We start from the raw sequence: 16,324 nt of genomic DNA on the forward strand, positions 1-16,324 counted from the left end.
ATACTGTTCCCCATGAATACGAACTCACACTCTGTTTTTTGGCAACCCGCTCTCCAGAACTCAGGCAAAACTGCCTGTGGGCTGGATGATATCGCCCAAGCAATATTCATTATTCTACGTACACCACGTGGCAGTGATCCACATCGACCAGAATTCGGCAGTAACTTGCACCTTTATATGGATTACCCAATAGACCGCGCTATTCCCCACGTTGTCAGGGAATCTGTTGATGCTATTACACGTTGGGAACCTCGTTGCCAGTTGTTATCGGTGAAACCGAATGTTGAGGCAGAGCACCTGACTCTGCGTGTGAATTGGACAGCAGTTGATGGCATTACACAATCTACGGAGTTGCTATGGCGCTGACAGAACCTGATTTTATCGAGCGTGATATAGAGAAAATCACAACCGAAATGATCGCAAAGTATGAGGCTGATGTAGGTAAGACTTTGTACCCAGCACAGGCAGAACGCCTGCTGATCAATTTATTTGCATATCGTGAAGCACTGACCCGAATGCAAGTTCAGGAAGCCGCCAAGCAAAATCTGGTCGAGTTTGCCCGTGCGCCCATTTTGGACTACTTAGGGGAATTGGTCGGAGTATATCGGCTACCCGCCCAGCCTGCACATACAACACTGCAATTTAGTGTTGATGAAGCATTAGAGCAAGATGTACTCATTCCAGTTGGAACTCGTGTTAATGCATCGGACAGTATTATTTTTGCTACTAATACAGATGCTGTTCTGAAAGCAGGCACACGTTTCGTTAATGTCACAGCTACTTGTACAGATGCTGGATTATCAGGGAATAGCTGGCAACCAGCACAAATCAGTACATTGTTGGATGAAATCGACGACATTGACCTGCAAGTGATCAACACAATAGTGAGTAGTGGTGGTTCGGCAGAGGAAAGTGACGAGAGGCTACGTGTACGAATCAAGATGGCCCCTGAATCGTTTACTAATGCGGGCAGTCGTCAGGCTTATCGATTTCATGCCATGCGTGCTCACCCCAATATTGTTGATGTTGCAGTCAGGTCTCCCATTCCGGGTGTTGTTGAACTGTTTCCACTATTGGCAACAGGGTTGCCAGATGAAAGCATTTTAACGCTGGTGAAAAGTTTTTGTTCTGATGAAAAAATCCGCCCGCTGACTGACACTGTATATGCAAAACCTCCCGTGAAGATTGATTATACCATCAAGGCGAAACTAACCTTGTACAGTGGCGTTAATACGCTTGGTATTCAATCAGCAGCAGAACAAGCCATACAAACATGGGTAGCTGAACGAGCAACAACGCTAGGGAAAGATATTGTTCCCAGCCAAATCATCTCAACACTGTCTGTTTCTGGCGTTTATCAAGTCGTACTGGAGTCTCCTACGTTTCAGGTTGTAGGTGAAAATGAATGGGCGAATTGTATCGGTATCACTGTTGTAGTCACTGGAGTCGCTGATGGTTAAGTTACATCTACCACCTCCACTAGAAGCTGATATCAGTATGCGTGCATTAGGTCAGTTGGCCTCCCGTTTTGATGATATCGATTTAACTCAATTAATGGTTTATCTCATTGATACTGTTGATAGCAACGCGCTGCATTGGCTGGCAAATCAATTCTCCCTATTTGGCGATGGCTGGGAGCTTGTCGAATCAGACAATGCTCGCCGCACGTTAATCAAATCAGCTATAGAATTGCATCGATATAAAGGCACACCGTGGTCAATTCGTGAAATTATCCGTCGTTTTGGGTTTGGTGAAGTTGATTTAATTGAAGGCACTGGTCAAATCAATTATGACGGTCATGCCAGCCATAACGGTAATTATGTTCACGGAGATTCAACATCTTGGGCAGATTATCGCATCATACTTCAGCAACCTATTACCAATGATCAAGCCTCGCTATTGCGCACTACACTGGCAGCGTTTGCGCCTGCACGCTGCCACCTTACCAGCTTGGAATATCAGTCTGTATCAATTCGTTACAACAATACTGTCAGTTATGACGGTAGTTACAATTATGGGAGCAGTTAAAATGGCTAATTTGCCGGAAACCCCACAGTGGTCAGAGGGAGTGTATCAAATAGAAACCTCAGATCCCGTGTTAGGCGGGCCTGATGGTATTTCCAATCGGCAGGCTAAACAGTTGGTCAACCGCACAAGTTATCTTAAACAAAAACTAGAACAAAATGGGAATGAGTTGAGGGAACATTCTGAGGTGCAAAATCCGCATACTCAGTATGCACCGAAAGCCAGTCCCATTTTCACAGGAACGCCAATCGCCCCCACACCTGCTAAAAACGCTAATAATACTCAGATTGCAACAACAGCATTTGTGCAATCACTGACGGATACGGCGAATCAAAGTGCTATAGCAGCAAATAACAACGCTAATAGCCGAGTACCATCCATTCGTAAAGTGAATGGGAAAGCGTTGTCATCTGATATTTCATTGAATGCCGGGGATGTGGGAAGTTATGCTAAATCTGAGAGCGATAACACTTTCTTGCGTATTTCTAGCGATAAAACTGCAACCGTTGGTGGTGTATTAATTGATAGTAAAACTCCTTTTCCTGAGCTACGTTTCAAATCGAAAGATGGGTATGTGGTAGGAATTAATGGTTCGGAAGGAAAATTGTTACATATTTATTCTAACGATCCGAACAATCAGCGACGTTATAATATATTAATACCTGAGCGAAGCGGTACGCTCGCATTGCAAAACGCAGCTATAAAATCTGAAAATGGCTGGTGGCAATGCGGGGATACGGGAATAATTATTCAATGGGTTAAAGTTGCATCAAGCCAACAGTCATGGGTAAAAATCAATTATCCAATTTCTTTTAAAAATCAGTTTATTGGCTATGTCGCAAGCATGTCGAGTATAAATACATCAACAGGTCATACATTAGTACGTAATGCAACATTATCGACGTTTGAATATCAAGCTGGCACTCCCAACAACAATGAGAATCCAGGCAAAGTTGTTCATATATTATTTTGGGGGGTATAAATGGTTTATTTCTCCAGAAAAGAAGGCGCTTTTTATAGTGACTCTCATGAAGAATGTGTTGAAATAACTGCAGAAAAACACAATGAATTACTTACAGGGCAGTCACACGGTTTGTCAATTGTCAGTAATAAAGAGGGTTATCCAGTGCTTACTGAACGCGCCCCGTCCGTTTATCATCAATACGATGGTGAAAAGTGGATAATATCAGAAAGCGGTGTGATAAAACTTAGGCAGGAACAGCAGCAACAAGCAGAACATAAGAAACAGCAACTTATGTTCACTGTAAGTAAACAGATAGCTCCGTTACAAGATGCTGTAGATTTGGGGATGGCGAGTGATGAGGAAAAATCTCTGTTAGCAGATTTGAAGAAATATAGGGTATTACTGAGCCGTGTTGATGTTAACTTAGTGCCAGATATTAATTGGCCCGAAAAACCCAGAGTAATAGAATAAGGGCTGCAATAAACTGGCCCCAATAGTTAGACAGTCTAAGCAGCTAACATGGTCTAAGTTCGATATTATACCGAGCTTAGACCATTTAGTTGAGAATTAGTCACCTGGAAGAATTATTTCGGATAACTCGTTCAATAGGTTGTCCATTCTCGTCAAAATATCGGCTTGGCCAAATTTCTGAGGGATGTACTCCGAGATTGTTCGCAATAATCCACTCTCCTTTAGGCCAAGGTCGTGATAGAGCATTAGCTAATGTAGATGAGCTAAGTCCCTCCTTACGTGATACTGCTGCTAAGGTAGTGCCGAGCTTACGTAAGGCAGCGATAATGTCGGCGGTATGCCAATCTTTTTTATTCATTTCCTTTATATCTCCATATAACAAACGCATGAATTATCCTATTTTGGGATATCTAAGTAAATGATTGATATTCGATTTTGGGATATTAATCAAGGTTAAAGAAATGGCATCGATTTATTCATATGAATATCAAATGGTTATAAACGCTCTTCGTAAGGCTAGGATAGAAAAAGGTATTACTCAAAAAAGATTGGCTCAAGCCTTAGATCGACCTCAATCATTTATTGCTAAAATTGAAAATGGTGAAAGAAGGTTGGATGTGGTTGAATTTGTGCATATAGCACACTTGCTATCTGTCGATCATGTGCTAATTTTAGAAAAAATGTTGTTCAAAAAACAACCTAGAAAGTTAAAACGATCGTAGCTTATAAAATAAAAAATCCCATTTTGGTATAAATCAACAATCGATTGATATTTAATCCTAAATGCTTAGTAGGATTAAATATATGGTTTCAATTTACTCTGATGAATATCAAATAGTTATCAAAGCACTCCGTGAGGCTCGTATAGCAAAGGGGGTCACGCAGGAGAATTTAGCTCAAGCGCTAGATCGCCCTCAATCGTTTATTGCGAAAGTTGAGAATGGTGAAAGAAGATTGGATGTTGTGGAATTTGTTCATATAGCACATTTGTTATCATTAGAGCCAAGTGTTCTCATAAAAAGAATCCCAAGAAAATATTCCTCGATATGCTGATAACTTTCTATCTATGCTAGTTTCATCAGATAGCGTAGCTAAAGAGGGATTCACATAGTTAACTATGTGGTAGAACAATTAGGGTTTATCCCTGAAGTTGTTTTTTATACTTCGTGTTGTGCAGTGTCTATACACGTTTCACTTGGCTAACACTACAATTGGGACTATCTGCGCTCCTTTTGCGCAGATAGATGTAACTAAACCGGTTCCGCTCCAGGTTGGAGAGGGGGTTGGTTTATGAGGTCATGACGTCGGCCTTTTCAGCTATAGCGATTTCCCCAATTTTCGGAGCTTCGGCTCCCTTAGTTTGACCAACGATTTTTACGCGTTGCGTATTACTAACTTTAATGTTAATGCTGAATTCCGAAAATGACTTCACGTTTTTCCTATCTATACGTTCATGCTTCTCGTTCAGTTAGGTGAATTTGCCGAGCGCTTCTTAATAACTTCTTAGTCTCAAGATAGAGGTTTATAAGGCTAAAATAGCTTTACATCAGAGATAGGTTCAAGTTCAGCTAAAATCATAGCTGAATGCATTCCAATCATTTTCATTTGGTTTCTGTACTGTGCATTATGATAGGGGTGTTAACCCCATTTTAATGAGTGCAGAATATACCGCCTAACTGTTCGGAATTGGTTACCGTGCTACAGATTTAAAGGAAAAATGGGTAAATTGAATAAATTACAGTCATATTTACGACGCTAGTTGTGTAAAAAGTTTTCAATAGATGAAACGCAATTGTCGCTTTATTTATCGAGCGGATAAGCGAAATTTATCGCGCGCGGCGTCAGTTTGTACGTGATTTTCCCCGTTTGTCAGTTGATATTGATCTGGTTTATATACCGTTGGAAAGCAGGGAGCTAGCGTTACCCAATGTTCGAGCGGCATTAACTAGGATTGTCGCTTTACTCCAACAACAAGTAGGGGTTTTTGCAGCACTACAGACAAATAATCCTAATGAAATGCGTATTATTGTTACTTCTCAAGAGGCGCAGATAAAAATCGAAGTCTCACCGGTTGCGCGCGGTACTCTGTATCCACCTCAAGGGCGTGATGTTGTTGAAGTTGTGGAAGATGAATTTGGTTTTGCCTCTATTCAGGTCGTTTCGATTGCTGATCTTTATGGTGGTAAGCTATGTGCAGCGTTAGATCGCCAGCATCCACGTGATCTTTTCGACGTCAAAATGTTGCTTGAAACGCAGGGGATGGATCGTTCTATCTTTAATGGATTTGTTACCAATTTACTTAGTCATCCTCGACCGTTGTCTGAAGTGCTTAATCCTCGATGGAAGGATATTTCTGAGCTTTATATGAATGAATTCAGAGGAATGACATTTAACAAAGTGTTGTTGGAAGATCTTAATTCCGTACCTGAATTGATGATTTCAGCACTTAAGGAGCAATTTACCTCGCAGGATTCTGACTTTTTGATGTCTTTCAAAAGTGGCAAGCCGGATTGGCATTTATTCCCAGAAAGCCAAATTCAACATTTACCAGCGGTAAAATGGAAGTTACACAATCTCGATTGTATGCCAAAAGGTAAACATATTCAGGCGTTGGATAAACTAGAGAAAACTCTGGCTGAGTGGCTGGGTTAGTTTATAATTCGTGATATACATTCACTTTAAGTATCACTATATATTTATTTTTAAACCATTGTCATTGGATGATGATAATTGAGTGGGACAGTAATAATAGATGAGTTAATCAATTATAAATGCGTGGTTAAAATATAGTTTTTACATACAGAAGTTAAAAAATAAGAAATTATAAATGAATTGTTTTCCAAGTATATTCAACCAAAAGTATATCTTTGTCATAAACAATAATACATGAGTTTGAACCCGTATTGAGCTTACATGTCGAATATTGGGTTAACTCCAGCAAATTAAGTACCACTGGCCCGATGCAGCACAGTGAATATTTTTTTAATGCACGGGCCAGAAGATTACGCTTGTCTTATGCGAATGGTTCCTTCCAGATTATTTGATCACAGAAGCGTCGATCAAGGTGATACCACCGATGATAGCCCAAGTGGTCCACGGTGATGTAGTTGATGAAGTAGTTTGCCAGAGGTGCCAGAGTGCCTTATCAAGGCCAAGCACAAAGACTTCAATCCGGCCGTCTGAATTCTTCGCTACTGTTGGGGCACTGGCGATAATGCCTGTAAATGAGCTCCAGTTAGACCACGGGCCGTTATGATAAACCTGCCAGGCGCGCCAGAGCGTGTTATCAGCGCCACGTGCGAAGACCTCAAGCCGACCAGAGAGATTCTTCACCACCGCCGGAGCGCTAGTGATCACGCCATCCAAACATTGCCAGTTTGACCACGAAACGGAATCAGAGCTGATCTGCGAGATATGCCGGAGTGTGCTATCGGCACCGCGTGCAAAGACTTCAAGCCGACCATCGCAGTTGTCGATGACCACTGGGTCGCTAGTGATCACGCCATTCAACGATTTCCAGCTTGACCACTGATCGGTGTGGGCAGCGGTTTGCCAAATGTGCCAGAGAGCGTTATCGGAGCCGCGTGCAAAGACTTCAAGCCGGCCATCGGCGTTGACATGTGCAGTTGGGTTACTGGTGAGCGTGCCACCCAGAGATTTCCAGCTTGACCACGAATTGGTATGGGCAGAGGTTTGCCAGATGTGCCAGAGAGCGTTATCGGAGCCGCGTGCAAAGACCTCAAGTCGGCCATCCGAGTTGATACATACCTCCGGGTTACTGGTGATCCCACCATACAGCGGCTGCCAGCTTGACCAAGTATTGATATCGGCAGCGGTTTGCCAGTTGTGCCAGAGCGCATTATCCGTGCCACGCACGAATACTTCCAATCGACCGTCCGCATTACGACAGACGGCGGGTTTGCTAGTCACGACTCCGTTAACTTTGTTCCAGCCGGCCCAGGAGGAGTTTGGCAGCGGTGTTGTTTGCCAATTGTGCCACACTGCGTTGTCAGCGCTTACACCGAAAACCTCAAGTCGATTATCGGCATTGTTTGCTACTGAGACAATTCCAGATAATGCTATCGCAGAGTTCTCGATTGCTATCTCACTGGCAACATATGTTTCGGTATTATCTGGCGTTGGCATTTTAATAGGTTCCTTTTTCATATATATTCTCTTTAAAAATAGTTTTTCGGATTTAAATAAATAATCATTTAATGAGAGGGATATTCGACTTTATATATTGATATATTCACTAGCCTCCTATGTCGTTTTATTAATAAAATAAACTATGGATTTTTTTTGTTAGCTCTTGATCTATAAAGCATTATATAAATATGGCCTCGAATTATGTGATTATATGTTTATTCACATGGGATCATATCGGTGAAATAATTTTCAAATAAACTGCTTTTATTTTAAAGTCCCCGTGGATTCTATTTTAACTATATTTTTTCATGGTTTTTAAGTTTTGTTTAAAATATTTTATGTAATAATTATTAAAGCACACAATTCATAATCTGGCCATTGAGAAATGCAGATCCTGATTTAATCATGTACCTAAAAGAGGTTATTCTGTTTAAAGTTGTTTTCCAGACATATTCGACTAAGAGCCTGTTTCAGATAGACAAAAATATGTCCTGGTTATCAACAATAATATGTGAGTTCGAATCTGTGTCAGGTTGGTGTATCGAATATTGGATTTTTACCGGCAAATTAGGCACCACTGGCCCGATGAAGCGCAGTGAATATTTTCCTTAGCGTATCGGGCCAGAAGGTGACGTTCATCTTGTGCAAAGCTGGATTTATTCCAGATTATTTGATTGCTGAAGCGTCGATTAAGGTGCCATTGAGGGATACCCAAGCGGACCACGATGGTGTGGCTTGCCAGATGTTCCAGAGAGCGTTATCGGTGCCACGCGCAAAAACTTCAAGCCGACCATCGGCGTCTTCCACCGCTGTTGGCGCACTGGTGATCGTGCCATTCAGCGTGGCCCAGTTGGACCACGGACCGGAATGGGATACCGTTTGCCAGATGTGGTAGAGAGCGTTATTGGTGCCGCGTGCAAAAACTTCCAGCCGGCCATCGGAGTTCTTCACTACCGCAGGGGCGCTAGTAATCACGCCATTCAACGAGGCCCAGTTGGACCACGGACCGGAATGGGGAACAGTTTGCCAGATGTGGTAGAGAGCGTTATTAGTGCCGCGCGCAAAGACTTCAAGCCGACCATCAGCGGTACCGATGACGACAGGATCGCTAGTGATCTCACCGCCGAGTGAATCCCAATTCGACCACTGGTTGGAATGGGGAGCGGTTTGCCAGATGTGGTAGAGGGCGTTATTAGTACCACGCGCAAAGACTTCAAGCCGACCGTCTGAGTTGATATGAACCGCGGGGTTGCTGGTGATCACGCCGTTTAAAGATTGCCAATTTGACCACGGACCGGAATGAGCGACAGTTTGTGAGGTGTGCCAGAGAGCGTTATCGGTGCCACGCGCAAAGACTTCGAGTCGGCCATCGGTGTTGGCATATACCGCCGGGTTGCTAGTAATTGTACCTCCTAAAGATTGCCAGTTTGACCAACCGGCATTAGCGGCAGTTTGCCAGATATGCCAGAGCGCATTATCTGTGCCACGTGCGAATACTTCCAATCGACCGTCTGTATTGATATAAACGACAGGTTTGCTGGTTACATTTCCGTTAAGTGAAATCCAGCCGGACCAGGAAGAGCCTGAATGTGGCGCTGTTTGCCTATTGTGCCACACGGCATTGTCAGTCCCCACGCCGAAAACCTCAAGTCGGCCGTCGGTGGTGTTGACTACCGAGACAATTTCAGACAACGCGATTGACGCGTTTTCGATTGCGACCTCATTTGCAACAAGTAACTCGACATGATCTGGCTTTGGTATATTAATAGGTTCTTCTTGCATATATATCCTCGTTAGAAATAATTTTTCAGATTCACTAAATAGTCATTTGATAAGCAAGATGTTTAATTCTGTGAATTAATATTCTCACTTTCACCCTTATATTCTTTGAAGAAATAATTAATGTTTTATGTGATGCTGATTGATGGTCCGTGAAGTATTAAGTGGATGAGATGCTACATTATAAAACCTCGTGTGTTTATATATATTTTTACATACAGTTATTCAAAAATAATAAATTATGAATGAACTGTTTTGCTGTTTTAAGGTTTCATCTTTATTATATTTGAAAATATATTTTCATCATGATTGTTTTAATTGCATTAAAAACATTTGATAATCTTTACGGAAGCAAACAGTTTGCCTACTAGCATTAAAAAACGCAGATTCTAATTCATGAATGTTCTATAAAACGGAGTTTTGTTTGAAATTGTCTTTTTAGATATATTCGACCAAGAGTCTACATTGGATAGACGAAATTATATTTTTGTCATAAATAACAGGTTCGAACTTGAGTTAACTCCAGAAAATAAGGTATTACTGGCCCGATACAGCACAGTGAATGTTTTCTTTAATGCATCAGGCCAAAAAGTTATATATGTCTTGTGCGGAGCGGAGCTTGACAGATTATTTCATTGCTTAAGCGTTGCTCAAGGCGTCCCGAGGGATGCCCAGTCAGACCATGAACCGGATGCTACCGTTTGCCAGATGTGCCAGAGCGCGTTATCGGCACCGCGGGCAAAGACTTCAAGGCGACCATCGGCGTTAGCATATACGGCAGGGTTACTGGTAATTGTGCTCCCTAAAGATTGCCAGCCTGACCAACCGGAATTGGGAGCGACCTGCCAGATATGCCAGAGCGCGTTATCGGCACTGCGGGCAAAGACTTCAAGGCGACCATCGGCGTTGGCATATACGGCAGGGTTACTGGTAATTGTGCTCCCTAAAGATTGCCAGCCTGACCAACCGGAATTGGGAGCGACCTGCCAGATGTGCCAGAGCGCGTTATCGGTACCGCGGGCAAAGACTTCAAGGCGACCATCGGCGTTAGCATATACGGCAGGGTTACTGGTAATTGTGCTCCCTAAAGATTGCCAGCCTGACCAACCGGAATTGGGAGCGGTTTGCCAGATGTGCCAGAGCGTGTTATCGGCACCGCGGGCAAAGACTTCAAGGCGACCATCGGCGTTAGCATATACGGCAGGGTTACTGGTAATTGTGTTCCCTAAAGATTGCCAGTTTGACCAACCGGAATTGGGAGCGACCTGCCAGATGTGCCAGAGCGTGTTATCGGTACCGCGGGCAAAGACTTCAAGACGACCATCGGCGTTAGCATGTACGGCAGGGTCACTGGTAATTGTGTTCCCTAAAGATTGCCAGTTTGACCAACCGGAATTGGGAGCGGTTTGCCAGATGTGCCAGAGCGTGTTATCGGCACCGCTGGCAAAGACTTCAAGGCGACCATCGGCGTTGGCATATACGGCGGGGTTACTGGTAATTGTGTGCCCTAAAGATTGCCAGTCGGACCAACCGGAATTGGGAGCGACCTGCCAGATGTGCCAGAGCGCGTTATCAGCACCGCGCACGAATACTTCCAATCGACCGTCCAAATTACGAGAAACAGCGGGTTTGTTAGTCACTGAGACAATGCTGGACATCGCGATAGATGAGTTTTCGGTTTTTAGCTGTATTAGCTCATTTATAACAGAAAACTCGGCATTATCTGGTTTTGGTATATTAATAGGTTCTTCTTGCATATATATCCTCGTTAGAAATAATTTTTCAGATTCACTAAATAGTTATTTAATAAGCAAGGTGTTTAATTCTTTGAATTAATATTCTCACTTTCACTCTTTATTCTTTAAAGAAATAATTAATGTTTTATGTGATGCTGATTGATGATCCGTGAAATATTAAGTGAATCAGATGCTACATTATAAAACCTTTTCTGTTTATATATATTTTTGCATACGGTTATTCAAAAATAATAAATTATGAATGAACTGTTTTGCTATTTTAAGGTTTCATCTTTATTATATTTGAAAATATATTTTTATCATGATTGTTTTAATTGCATTAAAAACATTTGATAATCTTTACGGAAGAGAATAGTTTGCCGACTGGCATTAAAAAACACAGGTTTTGGTGCATGAACGTTCTATAAAACGGGGGGTTGTTTGACATTGCCTTTTGGGTCTATTCGACCAAGAGACTACATTGGATAGACAAAACTATATCTTCATCATCAACAATATGCGCGAGTTTGAGAGAATGCTTGGTTTGCGTGTTGAGAATTGGGTTGATTCCAGTAAATGGGTTGATTCCAGTAAATAAGGTATTGCTGGCCTGATGCGGCATAGTGAATGTTTTCCTTAATGCATCAGGCCAGGCAGTTATGCGTGTCTTGTGCGAAGCAGATTATTTAATTGCTGAAGCGTCGATCAAGGTGCCGCCGAGGGATACCCAATCTGACCACAATGATGATGTAATTTGCTGAATATGCCAGAGTGCGTTATCCGCACCGCGTGCAAAAACTTCAAGCCGGCCGTCAGAATTCTTCGCCACCGTAGGAGCGCTGGTAATCACGCCGGACAATGAGGCCCAATCAGACCATGAACCCGATGCTGCCGTCTGCCAGATATGCCAGAGAGCGTTATCAGGGCCACGCGCAAAGACCTCAAGCCGACCATCGGCGTTGATATGTACCGCAGGGTCGCTGGTGATGACGCCAGACAGTGACTGCCAGTTTGTCCAACCTGCATTAGGAGCGACCTGCCAAATGTGCCAGAGAGCGTTATCGGAACCGCGTGCAAAGACCTCAAGCCGACCATCAGAGTTGCTGATTACCACTGGATTGCTCGTTATCACACCACTCAGTGATTGCCAATTTGTCCAGGGATAGGCATGAGAAGTCGTTTGCCTGATGTACCAGAGAGAGTAATCGTTGCTGCGAGCAAAGACCTCAAACTGACCACTGGCGTTGACATATACCGTTGGGTCACTGGTAAGTACGCCATTTAGTGACTGCCAATTAGACCACGGACCGGCATGGGGTGCGGTTTGCCAGATATGCCAGAGTGTGTTATCGGAACTGCGAGCAAAGACCTCAAGCCGTCCATCGGAGTTGACATATACCACTGGATTGCTGGTGATCTGACCACCTAAAGATTGCCAGCCTGACCAACTGGCGCCGGGGATGGGGGCGGTCTGCCAGTTATGCCATAAAGCATTATCTGTGCCACGCACGAATACTTCCAATCTGCCGTCTGAGTTAATGTGAACGGCGGGTTTGCTGGTCGCTCCTTCATTTAGTGAGTGCCAGCCAGACCAGAAAGATATGGTATTTGGCGCCGTTTGCCAGTTGTGCCACACAGCATTGTTGATGCTCACGCCAAAAACCTCTAGCCGACCATCGGCATTGTTTGCCGCCGAAATAACTCCGGGTAACGCGGTCCAAGAAATTTCATTGGATACTTCTATTTCGTTTGCAACAGATGACCCAGTATTATCTGGAATTGATGTATTAATAGATTCTTTTTTCATATATATATTCTCTTTAGGCATAACTTTAAAGATTCACTAAATAGTCATTTAATAAACAGTGTATTTAACTTCACATTAATACTTTCGATTGCATTCTGTATATTTTTATTTATGAAATGAATAAGTGATATTTTATTTGACGTTAAACTCTAATTTTTGAGTTTTCGTAAAATGTGATCTTATATTATTGAGGTCTATGTGTTGATATGTATTTTTAAATACGAATATCTAAAAAACATTAATTATATATAAACTATTTTCTTATTTTAAAGTTTTCTTTGTTTTCTATTTTAAGTCTGTTTTTTTGTGGGTATTTTTATTCAAAATATCTGATAATCATTATTAAGGTATATAATTCGTCATCTGGCTGTTGGGATAGCTCTAGCAAATAAGATAATACTGGCCTGATGCAGAGTAGCGAATGTTTTCTCAATGCATCGGGCCAGAAGGTTATGCTCGCCTTGTGCGAAGCTAGATTATTTGATTGCTCAAGTGCTGATTAAGGAGCCATTGAGGGATACCCAAGCGGACCACGATGGTAATGTGGTTTGCCTGATATTCCTGAGTGCATTATCGGAGCCATGTGCAAAAACTTCCAGCCGACCATCGGAGTCTTCTACTACAGTTGGCGCACTGATGATATGGCCGTACAATGAGTCCCAGTCCGACCACGGACCGGAATGAGAAACAGTTTGCCAGATGTGCCAAAGTGCGTTATCGGAGCCGCATGCAAAGACTTCTAGCCGGTTGTCCCAGTTCTTCGTTACAGCAGGAGCGCTGATGATATTGCCGTTCAATGAGGCCCAGCCTGACCACGGACCGGAATAGGGAACAATTTGCCAGTTGTGCCAAAGTGCGTTGTCGGAGCCACGCGCAAAGACTTCCAGTCGACCATCAGCGGTGATAATGACCGCAGGGTCGCTACTAATTGAGCCACTGAGTGACTCCCAACTTGACCACAGATTGGAATCAGGGGCGGTTTGAGAAATGTGCCAGAGTGCGTTATCGGAGCCGCGTACAAAGACTCCAAGCCGACCGTCGGGGTTAATATGGACTGCTGGGTTGCTGGTGATATTGCCATTCAAAGATTGCCAGCTTGACCACGTACCGGAATGAGCAGCAGTTTGTGAGATGTGCCAAAGTGCACTATCGGAGCCACGTACAAAGACTTCGAGTCGGCCATCGGTGTTGATATATACCGCTGGGCTACTCGCAATTGAACCCCTTAAAGATTGCCAGCCTGACCAACCGAGATTGGGAGCAGTCTGCCAGTTATGCAATAATTCATTATCGGAGCCACGGACGAATATTTCCAATCGATCGTCTGTATTGATATAAACGGCGGGTTTGCTGGCCACGTTGCCGTTAAGTGAGATCCAGCCGGACCAGGGAGAGTCTGAGTGTGGCGTTAATTGCCAATTGTGCCACACAGCATGGTCAGAGCCTATACCGAAAACCTCGAGCTGACCGTTGGAGGTGTTTACCACTGAGACAATTTCAGACAACCCGATTGCAGTGCTCTCGATTTCTACCTCATTTTTAACATATGATTCGGTATTACTTGGATTTGATGTATGAATAGATTGTTCTTGCATATATATATCCTCTTTAGTAATAATCTTTCAGATTCACTAAATAGTTATTTAATAAGCAAGATATTTAATTCTTTGAATTAATATTCTCACTTTTATTTTAAAGAAATAATGAATATTCTATTTGATACTGGTTTATGAACCGTAAAGTGTCAAATAAATGTGATGTTACATTATAAAACTACATGTGTTTATATATTCACATGCGGTTATTCAAAAGCAATAAATTATAAATGAATTATTTCTCTATTTTAAGATTTTGCTTTTATTATATTTAAAAATATATTTTCTCGTGATTGCTCTAATTTAATTCAAAAGGGTTGATAGCCTGTATGAAAGTGCATAGCTTGCAGGCTAGTTATTGAAAAACACAGATTTAAATTTACAAATATTCTATAAAACGATGGCTTTGTTTCAGATTGTTTTCCAGGTATATTCAACAAAAAATATATCTTTGTCATGAACAATAATGCGTGAGTTCGAATTCATATTGAGCTTGTGTGTCGAGTATTGGGATAGCTCTAGCAAATAAGATAATACTGGCCTGATGCAGCGCAGTGAATATTTTCTCAATGCATCGGGCCAGAAAGTTACGCGTATATTGTGCGAATCTGGCTCCTTTTAAATTATTTGATCACGGAAGCGTCGATTAAGGTGCCGCCAAGGGAGGTCCAAGCTGACCACGATGATGGGGTACGCCAGATGTGGTGGAGTCCGTTACCATTGTCACGTACAAAGACTGCAAGTTGACCATCAGAATTTTTCACGACTTCTGGGCCGCTGGTAAGTCCGCCGCCTAATGAGGCCCAGTTGGACCATGAGCCGGAATGGGTATCATTTTGCCAGATGTGCCAGAGTGCGTTATCGGTGGCGCGTGCAAAGACGACAAGCCGATTGTCGAAGTATTTTATTACCGCTGGCGCGCTGGTGATAGTGCCGCCCAATGAGGCCCAATTAGACCACTGACTAGAATTGGGGGCCGTTTGCCAGATGTGCCAGAGTGCATTATCGATGGCGCGTACAAAGACTTCGAGTCGACCGTCAATGGTGCGGATGACCACTGGATCACTCGTGATGGTGCCGCCTAATGACTGCCAGTTTGACCAATAACCGGTATGGGGAGCAGTTTGCCAGATGTGCCAGAGTGCGTTATCGGCACCGCGGGCAAAGACCTCAAGCCGACCATCGGAATTGATATGGACTGCCGGGTTGCTGGTGATCACCTGACCTAGAGAATACCAGCTTGACCAGGAATTGGAGTGGGGAGCGGTTTGCCAGATGTGCCAGAGTGTGTTGTCGGCGCCACGGGCAAAGACCTCAAGCCGCCCATCGGCGTTGATATATACCGCAGGGTTACTGGTGATTGCTCCACCTAAAGATTTCCAGCCTGACCAACCAGCGTTGGGAGCGGTTTGCCAGTTATGCCATAACGCATTATCGGAGCCACGTACGAATACTTCTAATCGACCGTCTGAATTGAGGTAAGCGGCGGGTTTGCTGGTCGCTTTTAAGCCAAGTGAGGTCCAACCGGTCCAGGAAGCGCCTGTATGTGTTGTTTGCCCGTTGCGCCATACTACATTGTCACCACCCACACCGAAAACCTCGATCCGACCATCAGAGGTATTCGCTACTGAGACAATGCCAGACGCCGCGATGGCAGTGTTTTCGGTTTTAATCTCATTTGCATCAGATGATTCGGTATTATCTGGATTTGATGTTTTAATCAGTTCTTTTTTCATATGTATATCCTTGTTAAAAATAATTTTTTATATTCATAAAATAGTCATTTAATAATCAATGT

At 43.1% G+C, this 16,324-nt stretch carries 14 protein-coding genes and 1 pseudogene; 8 read left to right on the plus strand and 7 right to left on the minus strand.

Features of this window, described 5'->3' with window-relative positions; all coding sequences use genetic code 11:
- Positions 1–12 precede the first annotated feature (12 nt).
- The 5 genes from EAE92_RS14900 to EAE92_RS14920 are packed head-to-tail and all read left to right on the plus strand — an operon-like array spanning position 13 to position 3,460.
- Positions 13–366: a GPW/gp25 family protein gene (locus EAE92_RS14900; protein WP_214068619.1), complete on the plus strand. Its 354-nt coding sequence runs from the start codon at positions 13–15 to the stop codon at positions 364–366.
- A complete protein-coding gene (locus EAE92_RS14905) occupies positions 357–1,460 on the plus strand; it encodes a baseplate assembly protein (RefSeq protein WP_214068620.1) in 1,104 nt (367 codons plus the stop codon). Before EAE92_RS14900 ends, EAE92_RS14905 begins: the two co-directional genes overlap by 10 nt.
- Positions 1,453–2,028 carry a phage tail protein I gene (locus EAE92_RS14910; protein WP_422616059.1) on the plus strand — a complete coding sequence of 192 codons (576 nt, stop codon included), beginning with the start codon at positions 1,453–1,455 and terminating at the stop codon, positions 2,026–2,028. The genes EAE92_RS14905 and EAE92_RS14910 overlap by 8 nt, the downstream gene beginning before the upstream one ends.
- A gap of 1 nt (position 2,029) precedes the next feature.
- On the plus strand, positions 2,030–3,007 hold the full coding sequence (locus tag EAE92_RS24670) for a gp53-like domain-containing protein (RefSeq protein ID WP_236545710.1): 978 nt from the start codon (positions 2,030–2,032) through the stop codon (positions 3,005–3,007).
- Positions 3,008–3,460 carry a tail fiber assembly protein gene (locus tag EAE92_RS14920; protein ID WP_214068621.1) on the plus strand — a complete coding sequence of 151 codons (453 nt, stop codon included), beginning with the start codon at positions 3,008–3,010 and terminating at the stop codon, positions 3,458–3,460.
- Between the two features lie 100 nt (positions 3,461–3,560).
- Here the strand turns inward: EAE92_RS14920 and EAE92_RS14925 are convergent, their stop codons facing one another.
- Entirely contained in the window at positions 3,561–3,848 is a 288-nt protein-coding gene (locus tag EAE92_RS14925; RefSeq protein ID WP_420848320.1) for a helix-turn-helix domain-containing protein, read from the minus strand.
- 73 nt (positions 3,849–3,921) lie between these two features.
- Between EAE92_RS14925 and EAE92_RS14930 the strand changes: the two genes are divergently transcribed.
- The 3 genes and pseudogenes from EAE92_RS14930 to EAE92_RS14940 all read left to right on the plus strand — a co-directional run.
- Positions 3,922–4,182 (plus strand): helix-turn-helix domain-containing protein, encoded by a 261-nt coding sequence (locus EAE92_RS14930; protein ID WP_065389169.1) that lies wholly within the window; start codon positions 3,922–3,924, stop codon positions 4,180–4,182.
- A gap of 82 nt (positions 4,183–4,264) precedes the next feature.
- Complete coding sequence (locus EAE92_RS14935; protein ID WP_011147600.1) at positions 4,265–4,513, plus strand: helix-turn-helix domain-containing protein; 249 nt, start codon at positions 4,265–4,267, stop codon at positions 4,511–4,513.
- A gap of 792 nt (positions 4,514–5,305) precedes the next feature.
- Positions 5,306–6,112, plus strand: a pseudogene (locus EAE92_RS14940) (nucleotidyl transferase AbiEii/AbiGii toxin family protein); the annotation flags it as partial.
- A 384-nt stretch (positions 6,113–6,496) separates the two neighbouring features.
- On the opposite strand, the gene EAE92_RS25600 reads toward EAE92_RS14940, so the two are convergent.
- The 6 genes from EAE92_RS25600 to EAE92_RS14970 all read right to left on the minus strand — a co-directional run bounded on the left by EAE92_RS25600 (position 6,497) and on the right by EAE92_RS14970 (position 16,262).
- A complete protein-coding gene (locus EAE92_RS25600) occupies positions 6,497–7,627 on the minus strand; it encodes a PLL family lectin (protein WP_214068622.1) in 1,131 nt (376 codons plus the stop codon).
- Positions 7,628–8,275: 648 nt separating this feature from the next.
- On the minus strand, positions 8,276–9,391 hold the full coding sequence (locus EAE92_RS14950) for a PLL family lectin (protein WP_214068623.1): 1,116 nt from the start codon (positions 9,389–9,391) through the stop codon (positions 8,276–8,278).
- A gap of 647 nt (positions 9,392–10,038) precedes the next feature.
- Positions 10,039–11,145: a PLL family lectin gene (locus tag EAE92_RS14955; protein WP_214068624.1), complete on the minus strand. Its 1,107-nt coding sequence runs from the start codon at positions 11,143–11,145 to the stop codon at positions 10,039–10,041.
- A 661-nt stretch (positions 11,146–11,806) separates the two neighbouring features.
- Positions 11,807–12,931 carry a PLL family lectin gene (locus tag EAE92_RS14960; RefSeq protein WP_040154310.1) on the minus strand — a complete coding sequence of 375 codons (1,125 nt, stop codon included), beginning with the start codon at positions 12,929–12,931 and terminating at the stop codon, positions 11,807–11,809.
- 488 nt (positions 12,932–13,419) lie between these two features.
- Positions 13,420–14,526 (minus strand): PLL family lectin, encoded by a 1,107-nt coding sequence (locus EAE92_RS14965; RefSeq protein ID WP_214068625.1) that lies wholly within the window; start codon positions 14,524–14,526, stop codon positions 13,420–13,422.
- Positions 14,527–15,149: 623 nt separating this feature from the next.
- A complete protein-coding gene (locus EAE92_RS14970) occupies positions 15,150–16,262 on the minus strand; it encodes a PLL family lectin (RefSeq protein WP_214068626.1) in 1,113 nt (370 codons plus the stop codon).
- Positions 16,263–16,324 lie beyond the last annotated feature (62 nt).

The organism is Photorhabdus hainanensis (assembly GCF_018448965.1).
GTDB lineage: Bacteria > Pseudomonadota > Gammaproteobacteria > Enterobacterales > Enterobacteriaceae > Photorhabdus > Photorhabdus akhurstii.

Excerpts from the sequence above, each read along its gene's own strand:
- EAE92_RS14925 (WP_420848320.1), bottom strand. The coding sequence starts at position 3,848 with ATGCGTTTGTTATATGGAGATATAAAGGAAATGAATAAAAAAGATTGG.
- EAE92_RS14965 (WP_214068625.1), bottom strand. The coding sequence starts at position 14,526 with ATGCAAGAACAATCTATTCATACATCAAATCCAAGTAATACCGAATCA.
- EAE92_RS14955 (WP_214068624.1), bottom strand. The coding sequence starts at position 11,145 with ATGCAAGAAGAACCTATTAATATACCAAAACCAGATAATGCCGAGTTT.
- EAE92_RS25600 (WP_214068622.1), bottom strand. The coding sequence starts at position 7,627 with ATGAAAAAGGAACCTATTAAAATGCCAACGCCAGATAATACCGAAACA.
- EAE92_RS14930 (WP_065389169.1), top strand. The coding sequence starts at position 3,922 with ATGGCATCGATTTATTCATATGAATATCAAATGGTTATAAACGCTCTT.
- EAE92_RS14920 (WP_214068621.1), top strand. The coding sequence starts at position 3,008 with ATGGTTTATTTCTCCAGAAAAGAAGGCGCTTTTTATAGTGACTCTCAT.
- EAE92_RS14960 (WP_040154310.1), bottom strand. The coding sequence starts at position 12,931 with ATGAAAAAAGAATCTATTAATACATCAATTCCAGATAATACTGGGTCA.
- EAE92_RS14905 (WP_214068620.1), top strand. The coding sequence starts at position 357 with ATGGCGCTGACAGAACCTGATTTTATCGAGCGTGATATAGAGAAAATC.
- EAE92_RS14900 (WP_214068619.1), top strand. The coding sequence starts at position 13 with ATGAATACGAACTCACACTCTGTTTTTTGGCAACCCGCTCTCCAGAAC.
- EAE92_RS14970 (WP_214068626.1), bottom strand. The coding sequence starts at position 16,262 with ATGAAAAAAGAACTGATTAAAACATCAAATCCAGATAATACCGAATCA.
- EAE92_RS14910 (WP_422616059.1), top strand. The coding sequence starts at position 1,453 with ATGGTTAAGTTACATCTACCACCTCCACTAGAAGCTGATATCAGTATG.
- EAE92_RS14950 (WP_214068623.1), bottom strand. The coding sequence starts at position 9,391 with ATGCAAGAAGAACCTATTAATATACCAAAGCCAGATCATGTCGAGTTA.
- EAE92_RS14935 (WP_011147600.1), top strand. The coding sequence starts at position 4,265 with ATGGTTTCAATTTACTCTGATGAATATCAAATAGTTATCAAAGCACTC.
- EAE92_RS24670 (WP_236545710.1), top strand. The coding sequence starts at position 2,030 with ATGGCTAATTTGCCGGAAACCCCACAGTGGTCAGAGGGAGTGTATCAA.